At 59.9% G+C, this 14,854-nt stretch carries 14 protein-coding genes; 6 read left to right on the top strand and 8 right to left on the bottom strand.

Translation table 11 applies throughout. The annotated features are described in order from the left end of the window. Nucleotides 1-21 precede the first annotated feature (21 nt). Together AC1DRJ_RS09950 and AC1DRJ_RS09955 are read left to right on the top strand one after the other, a co-directional pair. A complete protein-coding gene (locus AC1DRJ_RS09950; protein WP_477801994.1) occupies nt 22-858 on the top strand; it encodes a CvfB family protein in 837 nt (278 codons plus the stop codon). A 123-nt stretch (nt 859-981) separates the two neighbouring features. Beyond that, nucleotides 982-1,914, top strand: a complete 933-nt coding sequence (locus AC1DRJ_RS09955) for a DMT family transporter (protein WP_477801985.1) — start codon at nt 982-984, stop codon at nt 1,912-1,914. Here AC1DRJ_RS09955 and AC1DRJ_RS09960 read toward each other — a convergent pair. Then, a complete protein-coding gene (locus tag AC1DRJ_RS09960; RefSeq protein WP_477801986.1) occupies nt 1,859-3,040 on the bottom strand; it encodes an MFS transporter in 1,182 nt (393 codons plus the stop codon). The two genes, AC1DRJ_RS09955 and AC1DRJ_RS09960, sit on opposite strands and share 56 nt — an antisense overlap. A 103-nt stretch (nt 3,041-3,143) precedes the next feature. Here AC1DRJ_RS09960 and ptrR point away from each other — a divergent pair, with 103 nt between their 5' ends. Together ptrR and AC1DRJ_RS09970 are read left to right on the top strand one after the other, a co-directional pair. After that, nucleotides 3,144-4,037 (top strand): putrescine utilization regulator PtrR, encoded by an 894-nt coding sequence (gene ptrR, locus AC1DRJ_RS09965; protein WP_477801987.1) that lies wholly within the window; start codon nt 3,144-3,146, stop codon nt 4,035-4,037. A gap of 139 nt (nt 4,038-4,176) precedes the next feature. Beyond that, entirely contained in the window at nt 4,177-4,305 is a 129-nt protein-coding gene (locus AC1DRJ_RS09970) for a PA1414 family protein (protein ID WP_003184145.1), read from the top strand. Nucleotides 4,306-4,527: 222 nt separating this feature from the next. Here the strand turns inward: AC1DRJ_RS09970 and AC1DRJ_RS09975 are convergent, their stop codons facing one another. The 4 genes from AC1DRJ_RS09975 to speB form a co-directional block, all read right to left on the bottom strand. Then, nucleotides 4,528-4,779 (bottom strand): acyl carrier protein, encoded by a 252-nt coding sequence (locus AC1DRJ_RS09975; protein WP_477801988.1) that lies wholly within the window; start codon nt 4,777-4,779, stop codon nt 4,528-4,530. Between the two features lie 51 nt (nt 4,780-4,830). Beyond that, complete coding sequence (locus AC1DRJ_RS09980; RefSeq protein ID WP_477801989.1) at nt 4,831-5,556, bottom strand: MBL fold metallo-hydrolase; 726 nt, start codon at nt 5,554-5,556, stop codon at nt 4,831-4,833. A gap of 84 nt (nt 5,557-5,640) precedes the next feature. Continuing rightward, nucleotides 5,641-7,020 carry a sodium:solute symporter family protein gene (locus tag AC1DRJ_RS09985; protein ID WP_150778982.1) on the bottom strand — a complete coding sequence of 460 codons (1,380 nt, stop codon included), beginning with the start codon at nt 7,018-7,020 and terminating at the stop codon, nt 5,641-5,643. A gap of 172 nt (nt 7,021-7,192) precedes the next feature. Then, nucleotides 7,193-8,143, bottom strand: a complete 951-nt coding sequence (gene speB / locus AC1DRJ_RS09990) for an agmatinase (RefSeq protein WP_150778981.1) — start codon at nt 8,141-8,143, stop codon at nt 7,193-7,195. Nucleotides 8,144-8,445: 302 nt separating this feature from the next. On the opposite strand from speB, the gene AC1DRJ_RS09995 reads away from it, so the two are divergent. Both AC1DRJ_RS09995 and AC1DRJ_RS10000 read left to right on the top strand, forming a co-directional pair. Further along, nucleotides 8,446-9,339 (top strand): LysR family transcriptional regulator, encoded by an 894-nt coding sequence (locus tag AC1DRJ_RS09995; protein ID WP_419114953.1) that lies wholly within the window; start codon nt 8,446-8,448, stop codon nt 9,337-9,339. A 3-nt stretch (nt 9,340-9,342) separates the two neighbouring features. After that, on the top strand, nt 9,343-9,936 hold the full coding sequence (locus AC1DRJ_RS10000; protein ID WP_477801990.1) for a tRNA-uridine aminocarboxypropyltransferase: 594 nt from the start codon (nt 9,343-9,345) through the stop codon (nt 9,934-9,936). A gap of 113 nt (nt 9,937-10,049) precedes the next feature. Here AC1DRJ_RS10000 and AC1DRJ_RS10005 read toward each other — a convergent pair whose 3' ends face one another. The 3 genes from AC1DRJ_RS10005 to AC1DRJ_RS10015 form a co-directional block, all read right to left on the bottom strand. Then, nucleotides 10,050-11,417 (bottom strand): HlyD family type I secretion periplasmic adaptor subunit, encoded by a 1,368-nt coding sequence (locus tag AC1DRJ_RS10005; protein ID WP_477801991.1) that lies wholly within the window; start codon nt 11,415-11,417, stop codon nt 10,050-10,052. A gap of 9 nt (nt 11,418-11,426) precedes the next feature. Then, on the bottom strand, nt 11,427-13,586 hold the full coding sequence (locus AC1DRJ_RS10010; RefSeq protein ID WP_477801992.1) for a type I secretion system permease/ATPase: 2,160 nt from the start codon (nt 13,584-13,586) through the stop codon (nt 11,427-11,429). Between the two features lie 18 nt (nt 13,587-13,604). Beyond that, nucleotides 13,605-14,854 (bottom strand): TolC family outer membrane protein (locus AC1DRJ_RS10015; protein ID WP_477801993.1); only part of this gene is annotated, 1,250 nt, incomplete at its 5' end.

The following is a 14,854-nucleotide window of genomic DNA, read 5'->3' on the forward strand; positions in this document are numbered from 1 at the left end:
CACGTAATGAGGGTATTTGAAATGGCGTTAATCGGGCGTTACAACAGTTTGCAAGTGGTTAAACACACTAACTTCGGTTTATATCTGGACGGTGGGGCGGATGGAGAAATCCTCTTGCCTAATCGTTATATCCCCAAAGATATTCCCAGCGAAGATGAAGACTGGCTCAACGTTTTTATTTATCTGGACAGCGATGACAAACTCATCGCAACTACCGAAAAGCCGAAAGTTCAGGTCGGTGAATTCGCTAGTTTGAAAGTCGTTGAAGTCAACAGCATCGGTGTTTTCCTGGATTGGGGTCTGCCGAAGGACCTGCTGCTGCCGTACTCCGAAGAAAAACGCCAGATGACCGCCGGTGAGTATGTGGTGGTGCATGTCTACCTCGACAAGCACACCCGTCGTATCACCGCGACAGCGCGCCTGGATCGCTACCTGGACAAGACCCCGGCCAGTTACACCCCTGGCCAGGAAGTGGATTTGCTGGTGGCCGAAGCGACCGATATGGGCTTCAAGGCAATCATCAACAACAAGCACTGGGGCTTGATCCACAAGAACGAAATCTTCAAGTTCATGCGTGCCGGCAAAGAAGAGAAGGGCTTTATCAAAGAAGTCCGCACCGATGGCAAGATCAGCTTGAGCCTGCAACCGGTAGGCGAAGAAGCCGCCACCAGCCTCAACTCGAAGATCCTGGCCAAGTTGCGTGAAAACAACGGCAGCCTGCCGGTCAGCGACAAGAGCGACCCGACCGTGATCACCAGCATGTTTGGCGTCAGCAAGGGCAACTTCAAGAAGGCCATTGGCGCGCTCTACAAGAATGGTCAGATCGTCATCCACGCGGATCGCATCGAACTAAGCTGACCTCGTACCGACCCGTGTTAAGCGATTACATCGGGCTGGACTGTGATAAAAAGACCCGGCCCCTGTGTCGGGTTTTTTTATCTGCCGAGTTTCTGCCATGGATTGTGTTGTCGAGGTGTCACGGTGAGCGCCAGCCGGCGTAGCGCCGACGGATTTGCCCTGCAAGTGATGATCGGGTTGTGCCTGATCTGGGGCGTACAGCAAGTGATAATCAAGTGGGCGGCGCCCGACATTGCGCCGGTCATGCAGGCGGTGGGGCGGTCGGGCATTTCGGCATTGCTCGTAGGATTGCTGATCTGCTGGAAGGGCGGCTGGGATCAGGTCGGCGCTACGTGGCGCGGCGGCTTGCTGGCCGGTGCGCTGTTTGGTCTGGAGTTTTTCTTTATCTCCGAAGGCTTGCAACTGACCACGGCGGCGCACATGTCGGTGTTCCTCTACACCGCACCTATATTTACCGCGTTGGGCGTGCATTGGTTGCTGCCGAGTGAGCGTTTAAGGCCTTTGCAGTGGCTGGGGATTTTCCTCGCTTTCGTCGGGATCGCCATCGCGTTTGCCGGTGGCGTGTCCTGGGACAATCTCGATCACCGCATGTTGCTGGGCGATGCGCTGGGCGTACTGGCCGGTGCTGCTTGGGGCGCAACCACGGTGGTGGTGCGCGCTTCGCGCCTGTCGGAAGCACCAGTGACGCTCACGTTGTTCTATCAACTGATCGTCGGTTTCGTTGGTCTTGTATTGATCGCGATCCTCAGCGGCCAGATCACTCACGTCAGCCTCACTGCAGTGGCCGTGACCAGCGTGCTGTTCCAGGGATTAGTGGTGTCGTTCTTCAGTTACCTGACCTGGTTCTGGCTGTTGCGTCGTTATCTGGCGGCGAACCTGGCGGTGTTCTCGTTCATGACGCCACTGTTTGGCGTCACGTTCGGGGTGGTGTTGCTGGGTGAAGAACTGAGCCTCAACTTCGTCATCGGCGCCGTGCTCGTGCTGCTCGGTATCACGTTCGTCAGCGCTGAGCAGTGGGTGCGCCGTCGTTTACGCAAAGCCCTCGGGCAGTCCTGACCGGGCGCAGCAACAGGCTACCGGCGATGAGCAATCCGCTGCCGGAAACAACCAGGGCGGGCTGCAAACCGCCACTGAAATGGCTGCTCAGGGCGGCCAGCAACGGCCCGGCGAGCTGACCCACGGCGAAGCACGCGGTCAGCAGCCCGGCGTTGCGCTGGGTGGCGTGGGGCGCCAGTTCGCGGGACCGTTGCATCACCAATTGCATGCAGGCCAGAAACGGCGTGCCGCACAGCATCACCCCCAGCGCCAGACCCGTACCGCTACCCAACAGGCAGGCAAAGACCCCGGCGGCTTGCAGCCACAAGGTGATCATCAGCCAATGGCGTGTGCCATTCAGGGACTGTCGACGCAGGCTCACCAGCACCACGCCGACAGCTGACGCCAGGCCGAAGCACGGCCAGAACAGGTCAGCCTGCCATTGACCCTGAAACTGCGCGTTGGCCATGTGCGAGAGGAAGGTGGCGGGGATGATGTAACCCAGACCGTACAAGCCATAGATCACACCCAATCGAGCGATGCCCTGATGATCCGGCGTGGTGGCGATGGGCATGGCCGCCACAGTTGTCGTGGGTTGTGGCAGGAACGGCAGAATCCCCAGCAGCATTGCCAGCGCTACGCCGGCATACACCAGCCACAACGTCGCGGAAGCCTGCCCCAGCAGGTTCGAGCCTAAAGCCAGTAAACCTGTGAGAAAAATCCCCAGACCCGGTCCGGCAAACACCAGCGCACCCAGCCGTGGACGTCCGGCCGCTGCCGCCAGGGGCTGGCTCAGTGCGGTGATCATCACCAGCACCCAGGCGCTGGCCACGCCGGTGCCAAAGCGCAGCAGCAGATGCGACCAGAAACCGTTGGCCCAGAACGACGCCAGGGTCAGCAGCACACAAAGCCACAACCCTCCCAGCAGGCGCTGACGGACTTGCACCGGTCTGCGCGAGAACATCGCATCCAGAGCGCCGACGAAGTAGCCAAGGTAATTGGCGGCGGCAATCAGGCCCGCCGAAGTCAGGTCGATTTGACCTTCGCTAAGCAAGTGCGGCATTTGCGGAGTCAGCGCAAAGCGTCCAATGCCCATGGCCATCATCAGGGCGATAAAACTGGCGAGTAAGCGAATCAGCGGGGACATGGTCTGAGTTCCGGTAAAGGATCAATGACCGTCAGGCTAGGACTGTTTGACTTTCATTAAAATTGAATAATAGTGAGTAACTTGTTCTGATTTGGAGAAGATCGTGGAATTCAGCCAATTGCGCATCTTCCAGGCGGTGGCACAGGAGGGTTCTATCACCCGTGCTGCCGAGCGTTTGCATCGGGTGCCGTCCAACCTGTCGACGCGACTTAAACAGCTTGAGGAGCAACTCGGCGTAGAACTGTTCGTCCGCGAGCGTCAGCGTTTGCAGTTGTCGCCTGCAGGAAAAGTCCTGCAGGACTACACCGCCAGACTGTTCGCCCTGCATGACGAAGCCAGTGCGGCAGTGCAAGGCGGGCAACCGGCCGGGGACTTTGTGCTAGGCACCATGTACAGCACGGCGGCAATTCATCTGCCGCCATTGCTGGCGGAGTATCACCGCAACTACCCGGCGGTAAACCTGCAAGTGCAGTCGGGGCCGAGTGGTGAACTGCTCGAAGGTCTGCTCAGCGGTCGGCTGGATGCGGCGCTGGTGGACGGCCCGTTGGAGTTCGCCGGACTGGACGGCGTGCCGTTGTGCGACGAACGGCTGGTGCTGATCACGGAGGCCGATCACCCCCCGGTGCGCAGTGCACTGGATGTGGAGGGGCGCTCAGTGTTTACCTTTCGCCAGGGTTGTTCCTACCGGATGCGCCTGGAAGCCTGGTTCGCCCATGACCATGCTGCGATGGGCCGGGCGATGGAGATCGAATCCTATCCCGGAATGCTCGCCTGTGTGATTGCCGGCTCGGGCGTGGCGTTGATGTCGGAGTCGATGCTCGCCAGCCTGCCGGGCCGCGAGAGCGTGGCGGTGCACCCTTTGGCGGAACCATTTGCCAGCGCGACAACGTGGCTGATGTGGCGTAAAGGCATGGTCGGGGCGAATTTGAACGCGTGGATCGAGCAGCAGCAGATGGTCTATCCGACGGCACCGGTTCAGGCCCGGGCGATTGCTTGAACGACCGGTCAGGCATTTTGTTCAATTCAGTAACAGATCATTGCGTGTTTTGATGAGCATTGCGTAGGACTTCGGACTATTATCAGTGCGAAGCGGCCTCAGAACTCCGGTCGCTCGGCACTACCCTGAAGGGGGCACCATGAAAGAGAAAATTCAAAACTGGCTGCACGATCTGGGTGTTGCACTCGGTTTGATCGAACCGCCACTGCAACCTGTGCCTATTCGTACGGATGACGAACAGCGCCGACGCCAGCCACGCCGCCGCTAATCGCGCCGCATGTAGCACATGTAGCACATGTAGCAGCTGTCGAGCACCGCGAGGCAGCGTTCGGCTGCGCAGCAGCCGTAAACCCCACATGCTGCGTCTACCTGACACACTGCAAAATCTGATATCACCGACGGCTCCGTCCGAATATGGACGGCCCCGAACGCAGCCTCACGGTGCTCGGCAGCTGCTACAGATCAGCCATAGGCTGCAGACTGGGCAAGCTCAATGCCGCCCGATCTCAATCAAAAACCGACTCAAATCATTCGCCGTCCTGGCGGTCTTGAGCAGCCGGTCTTCCTCCGCCGTAAACGCCGTCAACCCAAGCTCATCCTCCAGATGGAAGATCAGCTCTTCGATGTCCTCTTTATCCAATCCCAACTCCGACAGGCTGGCGTCGTCACTGAAGTCATCCCGGCCCTCCAGTACGCGGCTGATGAACTGATGGACGGTGAGGCGAACAGCAGCTCTTTTCATGGTTGTTCTTCGAGGGCGTATTGTTGTCCCTGCGCTTGAGTACAGCAGGCTTCAGCCGTGTGAGCGCTGCCACTCGTCAATCATCGCGCGCAAATGCTCCCCCGAAAAACTGCCGAAGTGCCCGCCATGCACCGTGCGCACAGGCAACTCACGCAGGCGTTGCAGGCTGCGGGCGTAGTCGTCGAGGTTGGAGTGGTAGGCGTCTTCGACCAGCGGGCCGTCGTAGATGATGTCGCCACTGAACAGCGTCTCGGTCGCCGCTTCATACAGGCTGATGCCCCCCGGCGAATGCCCCGGTGTGTGCAGCACGTGCAGCACGCGGTCGCCCAGGTCCAACACATCGCCTTCTTCAATCATGCCCGTGGCGGGCGCTGCCTTGACCTGGTATTCGGCGTAGCACAACGGGCAGTCAGGGTGAGCCTCGAACATGTCGTCCCCGACAAAGGCTTTGCTCAAATCGTTGTCGCCGTCGGGTGCGGCGAGGATGTCCGCCTCAGCCGGGTGCACCAGCCGTTCAGGAAATTCGTGATGCCCGGCGATGTGGTCGAAGTGGCAATGACTCGCGACGGCCACCAGCGGCCGTTCGGTGATCCACGGCAATTGTTCGCGCAGGCTGACCAGCCCGGAACCACTGTCCAGCAGCAAGTCCTTGTCGCGACCCTGGACGTGCCAGAGGTTGCAGCGATAGAAAGGCCGGATGTAGGGCTCGTGAATCAGACGAATGCCGTCGCTGAGTTGCTTCACCTCGAACCACAGATCGCGGCTGACGATCTTCATAAACACTTTTCTCCAGGCGAAAAAAAACGGGTGTGGCAACCGACGCCACACCCGCCGAAGAAAGCATCAGTTGTTATGTTGAGCTTAGGCGGCGCTGGCCTGAGCTGCCGGGCGACGGGACATCAGGCTGACCAGCACGAAGCTCACCAGGCCGACGCCGAGGCTGTAGTAGATCGGGGTATTGGCATCCAGACCGTCCTTGAACATGAACACCAGCGCAGTGGCGAAACCCATGCCCATGCTGGTGATCGCGCCGGCGGTGGTTGCGCGCTTCCAGAAAATTGCACCCATCAGCGGGATCAGCATGCCGCCCACCAGCAGGTTGTACGCCAGGGTCAGGGCACTGATCACGTCATTCACCACCAGAGCGATGCCGAGGACGACGATGCCGGTCAACAGGGTGAACAGACGGTTGACGCGCAGGCTCGACGGTTTACCGCCACGCAGTTTTGGCAGCATGTCTTCGGTCAGGGTGGTGGCAGCGGCGAGCAGGCCGGCGCTGGCGGTGGACATCATGGCGGCGAGGGCTGCGGCGATCACCAGGCCACGAATACCGTCCGGCAGGGACAGTTTGACGATGGCAGCGAAGGCGTTGTTGACGTTGTCCAGGTCCGGGATCAGCACGTGAGCGGCCATGCCGATCAGGGCGCAGGCCAGTCCGTAGAGGATGCAGTAGAAGCCTGCGAACGTACCGGCGACTTGAGCCACTTTGGCGGTCTTGACGGTGAACACGCGCTGCCAGATATCTTGGCCGATCAGGATCCCGAAGAAGTAGATCATGAAGTAGGTGATGATGGTGTCCCAGCCAATCGTGGTGAAGCTGAAGGCGGTTGCCGGCAGTTTCAACACCAACTCATCCCAGCCGCCGACACGGTATAGGCAGATTGGCAACAGGATGAACATCAGGCCCACGGTCTTGATCACGAACTGGACAATGTCGGTCAGGGTCAGGGACCACATGCCGCCGATCGCGGAGTAGATCACCACCACACCGCCGCCGACCAATACCGAGACCCAGAACGGCAGGTCGAACAGTACTTGCAGCACGGTGCCGATGGCCAGGATCGAGGTCACGCCGATCATCAGCGCATACGCCAGCATGATCGCCGCGCTCGCGGAGCGGGCCATCGGGTTGTAGCGTTTTTCCAGCACTTGGGTAACGGTGTAGATCTTCAATTTCAGCAGCGGTTTGGCGAGAAACAGGTTCAGCGCCACGATCCCGCAACCAAGGGCTGCGCAGAGCCAGAAACCGGAAATGCCATGGACGTAGCCCAGGCGTACGGTGCCGACGGTGGACGCGCCGCCCAGAACGGTGGCGGCCATGGTGCCCATGTACAGGCTCGGGCCGAGGTTTCGACCGGCGACCAAAAAGTCTTCGTTGGTCTTGGCCTTGCGCATGCCGTAGTAGCCGAGTATCAGCATCGCGGCGGCGTAGATGAGTACGACGAATAAATCCAAAGCCATGACGGCGTGTCTCCAATTGTTTTTTTTATGGTGAGGCTGAAATCAATCCCTGTGGGAACACCCATCCCTGTGGGAGCGCGGCTTGCCCGCGATGGGTGCGCCGCGGTCTATCAGGTAGACCGCGTCATCGTTCATCGCGGGCAAGCCRCGCTCCCACAGGTCATGCGTTTCCTCAGCGGTGGACCACACCCGGCAGTACGCAAAGCATTTCGTACAGCAGGTTGGCCGCCAGCAGCGAGGTGTTGCCGGTGGTGTCATAAGCGGGCGAGACTTCTACCAGATCGCAACCGACCAGGTCGAGGCCTTGGCAGCCGCGAACGATTTCAATCGCTTGAATGGTCGTCAGACCGCCGATTTCCGGGGTGCCGGTACCAGGCGCCCAGGCCGGATCGATGCCGTCGATGTCGAAACTCAGGTACACCGGACCGCCACCGACTTTCTCGCGAACTTCGGCCATCAACGGGGCCAGGGATTTGTGCCAGCACTCTTCGGCCTGAACCACACGGAAGCCCTGATTACGGCTCCAGTTGAAGTCGTCAGCGGTGTAGCCCTGAGCGCGCAGACCGATTTGCACCACGCGGTCACAATCCAGCAGGCCTTCTTCGACGGCGCGGCGGAAGGTGGTGCCGTGGGCGATTTTCTCGCCAAACATGTGATCGTTCACATCAGCGTGCGCATCGATGTGCACCAGGCCGATCTTGCCGTGCTTTTTATGAATGGCGCGCAGGATCGGCAGGGTAATGGTGTGGTCGCCGCCCAGGGTCAGGGGGATCACATCGTGTTCGAGGATCTTGTGGTAGGACTCTTCGATGATCCGTACTGCGTCCAGCAGGTTGAACGTGTTGATCGCCACGTCACCGATGTCGGCCACCGACAGAGAATCGAACGGAGCCGCGCCGGTCGCCATGTTGTATGGGCGGATCATCACCGATTCAGCGCGGATTTCGCGAGGTCCGAAACGGGTGCCGGGGCGCAGCGAGGTGCCGATGTCCAGTGGCACGCCAATGAAGGCAGCGTCCAGACCGGCAGCGGTATCCAGGTGGGGGAGTCGCATCATGGTGGCGATGCCGCCGAAGCGCGGCATTTCATTACCGCCCAGTGGTTGGTGAAGAATCTTGTCCACGGGTAGGGCCTCATCGTCGTTGTTTTATTTATGTCGGTTGCACAGGTCCGGACGGACACAGGCACCGTTAGGCGCCGATTCTGCGAAATGTAGTGGCCGGGAAGAATCGCTACGGACAAATACTTAGTTCAGATTTTTCTAAACTAATGGCTACGACGACGATAGACTCGCGGCTGATCGTTCCCACGCTCTGCGTGGGAATGCATCCCGTGACGCTCCGCGTCACATCCCCGGAGCGGACGCAGAGCGTCCGAGGCGGCATTCCCACGCAGAGCGTGGGAACGATCTTTGGAGAGTGCCCCATGGCCAACGCTTTACCCGACCTGAAACTATTGCGCATCTTCGTCAGCGTGGTCCGTCATCAAGGGTTCGCCAACGCCCAGCAAGAACTCAACCTCTCGACGTCGGCCATCAGCACCTACATGAGCCAGCTCGAAGCGGCCCTCGGCCTGGTGCTCTGCCATCGCGGCCGTGGTGGTTTCAGCCTGACCAGCAAGGGCGAGCTGTTTCATCAGGAAACCCTGCGTCTATTGGGCGAGCTCGAAGGCTTCGAGCAATACGCGGCCGCGCTCAAGGGCGAGCTGCGCGGCACGCTGAACCTCGGTGTGATCGACTCAACCGTCAGCGACAAAGCCTTGCCCTTCGCCGAAGCCATCGGCGCCTACAGCCAGGAACACCCGGCCGTGCATTTGCATTTGTCGGTGATGAGCCCGTACGAACTGCAACTCGGCGTGCAGGACAATCGCCTGGACTTGGCCATCGGTGCGTTTTCCACGCGCATGAGTGGCCTGGTCTATATGCCGCTTTACCGCGAACAGCACTGGCTGTATTGCAGCAACCGTCATCCGCTGTTCACCGAGCGACGTATCCCCGAGCAAGTCATCACCCAGCAACGGATGGTTGGCCGGGGTTACTGGAGCCAGGCCGAACTGGCCCGTCACGGTTTCAAACACAGTGCGGCCACGGTGGAAAGTATGGAGGCACAGCTGATTCTGGTGCTGTCCGGTGCCTACATCGGTTACCTGCCGGAACACTACGCCCAGGCCTGGGCGGACAAGGGCGATTTGCGTGTGTTACTGCCGGCGACCTTTGGTTATCAGGCGCCGTTTTCGATGATCGTGCGCCGTGGCCGAAGTCGCGAACCGCTGATCCAGACCTTTCGCGATTTGCTCAAAGCACAACTGAATCAGGTTTGATCCATGTCCAGAATCCAGTGTCCCCGTTGCCTGCGTCCGCAAACCCATTGCTTGTGCCCACTGATCCCGAGCCTCGATAGCCGCACTCGGGTGTTGCTGTTGCAGCATCCGAGCGAAGTGAATCACGCACTGAACACGGCGCGGTTGGCCGCGTTGGGCTTGAACAATGCCGAGCTGATCGTCGGTGAGGTGTTCGAGGATTTGCCGGTGCTGTTGAATCAACCGGGGTATCAGGCACGGTTGTTGTTTCCGGGCGAAGATGCGCAACCGCTGCAAACATATGCAGCAACAGATGAGCCGCTGTTGCTGGTCGTCCCGGACGGCACCTGGCGCAAGGCACGCAAGATGCTGCACCTCAATCCATTGTTGGCGGGGTTGCCCAGGGTGACGCTGGCGGACGGCGGGGTGTCGCGCTATCGATTGCGCAAGGCACCGGGGCCGGGGGCGTTGTCGACGGTTGAGGCGATTGTGCAGGCGCTGCAAACGCTGGAAGCGCCGACTACGTTTGAGCCGTTGTTGAAACCATTCGAGGCGTTGATTGAAGGGCAGATTGCGGCGATGGGGCAGGAGACCTATTTTAAAAATCACGGGCAATGATCGTTCCCACGCTCCGCGTGGGAATGCCGCCCGGGACGCTCTGCGTCCCTATCATGCATGACGCAGAGCGTCACAGGATGCGTTCCCACGCGGAGCGTGGGAACGATCATTGGTTAGCGTTCGCGCATCGCCTCAGTTCGGGCTTTAAGCACCGGTTTGAGCAGGTAATCCAGCACGCTCTTCTCACCCGTGATGATGTCCACCGTGGCAACCATCCCTGGGATGATCAGCAACGGTTTCACATCCCCGCCCAAGTGGTTTTTATCCGTGCGAACCTGAATCAGGTAAAAGCTGTAGCCCTTGTCGTCGGTGATGGTGTCGGCACCGATCAGTTCGAGTTTGGCGCTCAACCCGCCATAAATCGTGTAGTCGTACGCACTGAACTTGACCATCGCTTTCTGACCCGGGTGCAGGAACGCCACGTCCTGCGGCCGTACCTTTGCCTCGATCAGCAAGTTGTCTTCCAGTGGCACGATTTCCACCATGTCGCTGCCGGGCTGCACCACGCCGCCGATGGTGTTGACCTTCAGCACTTTGATAATGCCGTGAACCGGCGACACCACTGTCGTGCGGGTCACTCGGTCATCAATGGCAATACTCGATGCGGTGATTTTCGACAGGTCGGTGCGTTTCTCATTCAGCTCTTTCGCCGCATCGGAGCGGAAGGATTGTTCCGACTCGTCGATCTTGCTTTTGATCTCGTTGATCGCCGCTTCCGCCCGGGGAATCGCCAGCGTCGTCGCATTCAGCGAGCCGCGAATCTCCACCGCGCTGCGTTTGAGGCGCAGGATTTCCACCGGTGACACCGCCCCGGTGCTCACCAGTGGCGCGGACATGTTCATTTCTTGCTGGAGCAGCGCCAGGCTGGAGCTGAACTGCCCCTGTTTGGAACGGAATTCCGCCAGCTCCTGGGTTTTTTGCCGAAGTTGTTCGCTCAATGTGCGCTGCTCGCTGGCGAGCCGACGTTGCCGTTGTTCATACAGTGAGCGCTCGTCCTCGGCCACTTGCGGTGCCTTGGCGATCACTTCATCTGACAGCTTGAACGGGCGTCCCTCCGCTTCGGCCGACAGCCGTTCAACCTGCGCCGTCAGTGCATAACGATCCACTTCGCTCTCGCCCTTGTTCGACAGAAAACGCGTGTCATCCAGGCGCAGCAATGTATCGCCCTTGTTCACCATTTGCCCTTCTCGAACGAAGATCTCGGTGACGATGCCACCCTCCAGATTTTGGATCACCTGGACCTTGCTCGACGGAATGGCCTTGCCTTCGCCCATGGTGACTTCTTGAAGTACCGCGAACTTGGCCCACACCACCGCGCTGATAATCAGTCCCGCCGCCAACCACACGGTGATCCGCGACCAGCGGGGGGAATCCTGCAACGAGGCGCCGGCGGTTTCTGGCATGAATTCACTCTCGKCAGTTTTGCCGAAACTGCCGAAGTAGCCCCGGTCCTTTGGTGTGTCCGATGATGAACGGGCCATGGGGCGCTCCTAGACAGCCGCAGAGCCGACACGGCCCTTGCGCAGTGCATCGATGACCGCTTCCTTCGGACCGTCGGCGACGATCCGTCCGTTATCCAGCACCACCAATCGATCCACCAGGCTGAGCATCGAGGTGCGGTGAGTGACCAGCAGCAGGGTTTTGCCCTGGACCCACGTGTGGAGTTTTTGCCGAAGAACGTCTTCGCTGCTGTTGTCCATGGCGCTGGTCGGTTCGTCGAGCAGCAGGATCGGTGGGTCGAGCAACAAGGCCCGCGCCAGCAACACCGCCTGGCGTTGCCCGCCGGACAGCAATTGCCCGCGCTCACCTACCGGCCGATCGAAGCCCTGAGGGTGCTGGCGCGCCAGTTCGGTGACGCCGGTCAGTTCGGCGACTTCGAGCATCCGTGAATCGCTGATGTAGCGGGCGCCCAGGGTCAGGTTGTCGCGCAAGCTGCCAGCCAGCAGCGGCAGGTCATGGGCGACGTAACCGATTTGTTGTCGCAGGTCCGCGACATCCAGCTGCCGCAGGTCCAGACCGTCGAGCAGCAGCTGACCTTCTTCCGGTGCGTAGAACCCCATCACCAGTCGCGCCAGGGTACTTTTGCCTGAACCACTGCGACCGATGATGCCGATACGTTCGCCTGGCTTCATGCTGAAACTGACGCTGGCCAATGCCGGCGCATTCTGGCCGTTGTAGTGGAAGGTCACGCCGCTGACTTCGAGAGCGCCTTGCAGTTGTGTGCGCTCCAAAGGACGCTGTTTCGCGTCGCGCTCCTGCGGTAGACCCATCAGCGCATCGGTGCTTTTCATGGTCAGCTGCGCTTGCTGGTAGCGGGTGATCAAACCGGCAATCTGTCCCAGTGGCGCGAGTACACGGCTACCGAGCATGTAAGTCGCCACCAGCGCCCCCACGCTGAGGTTGCCGGCGATGATGCTGTAGACCCCGGCGACGATGGTCGCCATACCCGAAAATTGCTGGATGAATAAGGTGCCGTTGGTGGCTACCGCCGAGAGGTTGCGCGCGTGGCTGTCGAGGCGGGTGAGCGCGCCGTGGGTGCTTTCCCATTTGTGCTGGCGCTCGCTCTCGGCGCTGCAGGCCTTGAGGGTTTCCAGGCCACCGAGGGTTTCGATCAGCAAGGCTTGGCGTTCGGCACCCAGGCTCAGGCTTTTTTGCACGGTGTCGCGCAGGCGCACCTGGATCACCATCGCGAAGATGATCGTGATCGGAAATGCCAGTAATGGGATCACCACCAGCCAGCCGCCGAGTAAGCCGATCACCACCAACATCAACACGGCGAAGGGCAGGTCGATCAGGCTGGTCAAGGTGACGGCGGTGAGAAATTCCCGCAGGCCCTGGAAGTCATGAATGCTCTGGGCAAAGCCGCCGATGGTCGCGGGGCGGGCTTTCATCGACATACCGGTGATGCGCTCGAACAAGGTCGCCGACAGGATCACGTCGGTTTTTTTCCCGGCGGTGTCCAGCAAATGCGCACGCACGACCCGCAGCACCAGTTCGAAACCGGTGCCGATCAGCAAGCCGATCGACAACACCCACAAGGTCGAGGTCGCCTGGTTTGGCACTACTCGGTCGTAGGTCTGCATCACGAACAGCGGCACCATCAACCCGAGCAGGTTGATCAAAAAGCTCGCCAGAATCGCATCGCTGTACAGCCACTTCGACAGTTTCAGCGTGTCGCGAAACCACGCTTCCACCCGCGGCACCAAGGGCGAGCGCAAGTCTTCGAGTTCATGGCGTGGCCGGGCAAACAAGGCCTGGCCACTGTAATTTTCGGCCAGCTCATCCAGGCTGACCCATTGTTCACCACCGTCGGCTTCGCTGGGCAGAATCAGTACCTGACCATTATCGCCAAAGCGTCGCAGGATGGCCGTTCGGCCGTGGTTGAGGATTAACATCACAGGCAGGTTGAGGGCCGAAATATCCCCCAGTTCACGGCGCAGCACTCGCGCCTGCAAGCTGGCCCGGGCCGCTGCACGCGGCAGCAAGTCCAGGCTCAAGCGTTGTTTGTTCAGGGGCAGCCCTGCACTCAGGCTGGCGCGACTGACCGTCGCACCGTGGAGTTTGCATAGGATCAACAGACCGTCCAGAAGGGGGTCATCGAAGCTGAGGCGCGGATCGACACCGGTGTTGCCGGATTCCATGCTGGTCACGTTGATCGCTCCAGTGAGCTACTTCAATTCAGGCAAACGGGCTTCGTTCGTCACTTCGGAGGCGGCGATGGCATCGGCGGGCAACACAACCCGTTGCTTGCTCAGCAACTCACCCATACCGGCCAGCACGCGGTACATGGAGTATTCCTCGGTGTAGCGCACCTCGGTGTAGCGGCGGTTGGCGTTGTAGAGCTCGTTTTCACTGTCGAGCAAGTCGAGCAGTGACCGCTGACCCAGACCGAACTGGTCCTGATACGCAATGCGCACGCGTTTGCTGGTTTCAGCGTATTCGCGCGCGGTAGGGGTTTGTTTCTTCGCATTGACCATGGCGTTCCAGGCCAGGTTCATGTTCTCGTTGAGCTGGCGCAGGGCGTTGTTGCGGATGTCCATCGATTGATTGATCAGGTGCGCATCGGATGCCAGGCGCGCCTTGTCACTGCCACCGCGGAACAGGTTGTAGTTCAACACCACACCCACGCGCCACTCGTTGTCATGACCTTCATCGCCCTGCACGTTGTTGTTCGCGCCCACCGCGGCTTCGGCGTCGAAGCGCGGGTAGAACGGCGATTTTGCAACTTCGTACTGGCTCTCGGCTGATTGCACGTCAGCCTGGGCGGATTTCAGGTACGGGTTGTTGGCCACCATGCTTTGCTGGGCTTCCGGCAGAGTGGCGGGCAGTTCACCGCGGGTCGATGGCGGTGTTTCAAGCTCATCGGGCAGACGCCCTACGACGCTGAAAAAGTTCGACTCGGCGTCCGTCAGGTTGACTTCAGCGGTGTCGAGGTTGTTCTGCGCCAGTGCCCGGCGTGCGCTGGATTGATCGGAGTCGGCGTTGCTGCCGACGCCACGCTGAGTACGCAGGCCGATCTGGTCGTTGACGCGCAAGTGGGCTTGCAGGTTGTTTTTAGCCAGATTCACCAGTTCTCGGTGCTTGAGCACTTCGAGGTACACCTCGATGGTGCGCAGGGCCAGGTCCTGGGCGGTGCCTTGTGCGTAATAGGCCCGGGAGTTGACCACGTCTTTGGTGCGTGCAACTTCGTTCGAGGTGTTGAAACCGTCGAACAGCATTTGCCGCAAGCGCAATTCCGACTGGGTGTAATTCATGGTTTCGGTGTTGTGATTGCCRAATTCCCGGGTGTTGGTGTTATCGCTACGCGCTCGCCCGTAGGCGCCAGTCAGATCAACTGATGGATAAAAGCCCCCTTTGGCAACTTTCACCTGTTCATCCGCGGACAGGCGCGAATCCACGCGTGAGGCCAGTTCCGGAT

The organism is Pseudomonas sp. P5_B2 (assembly GCF_056400445.1).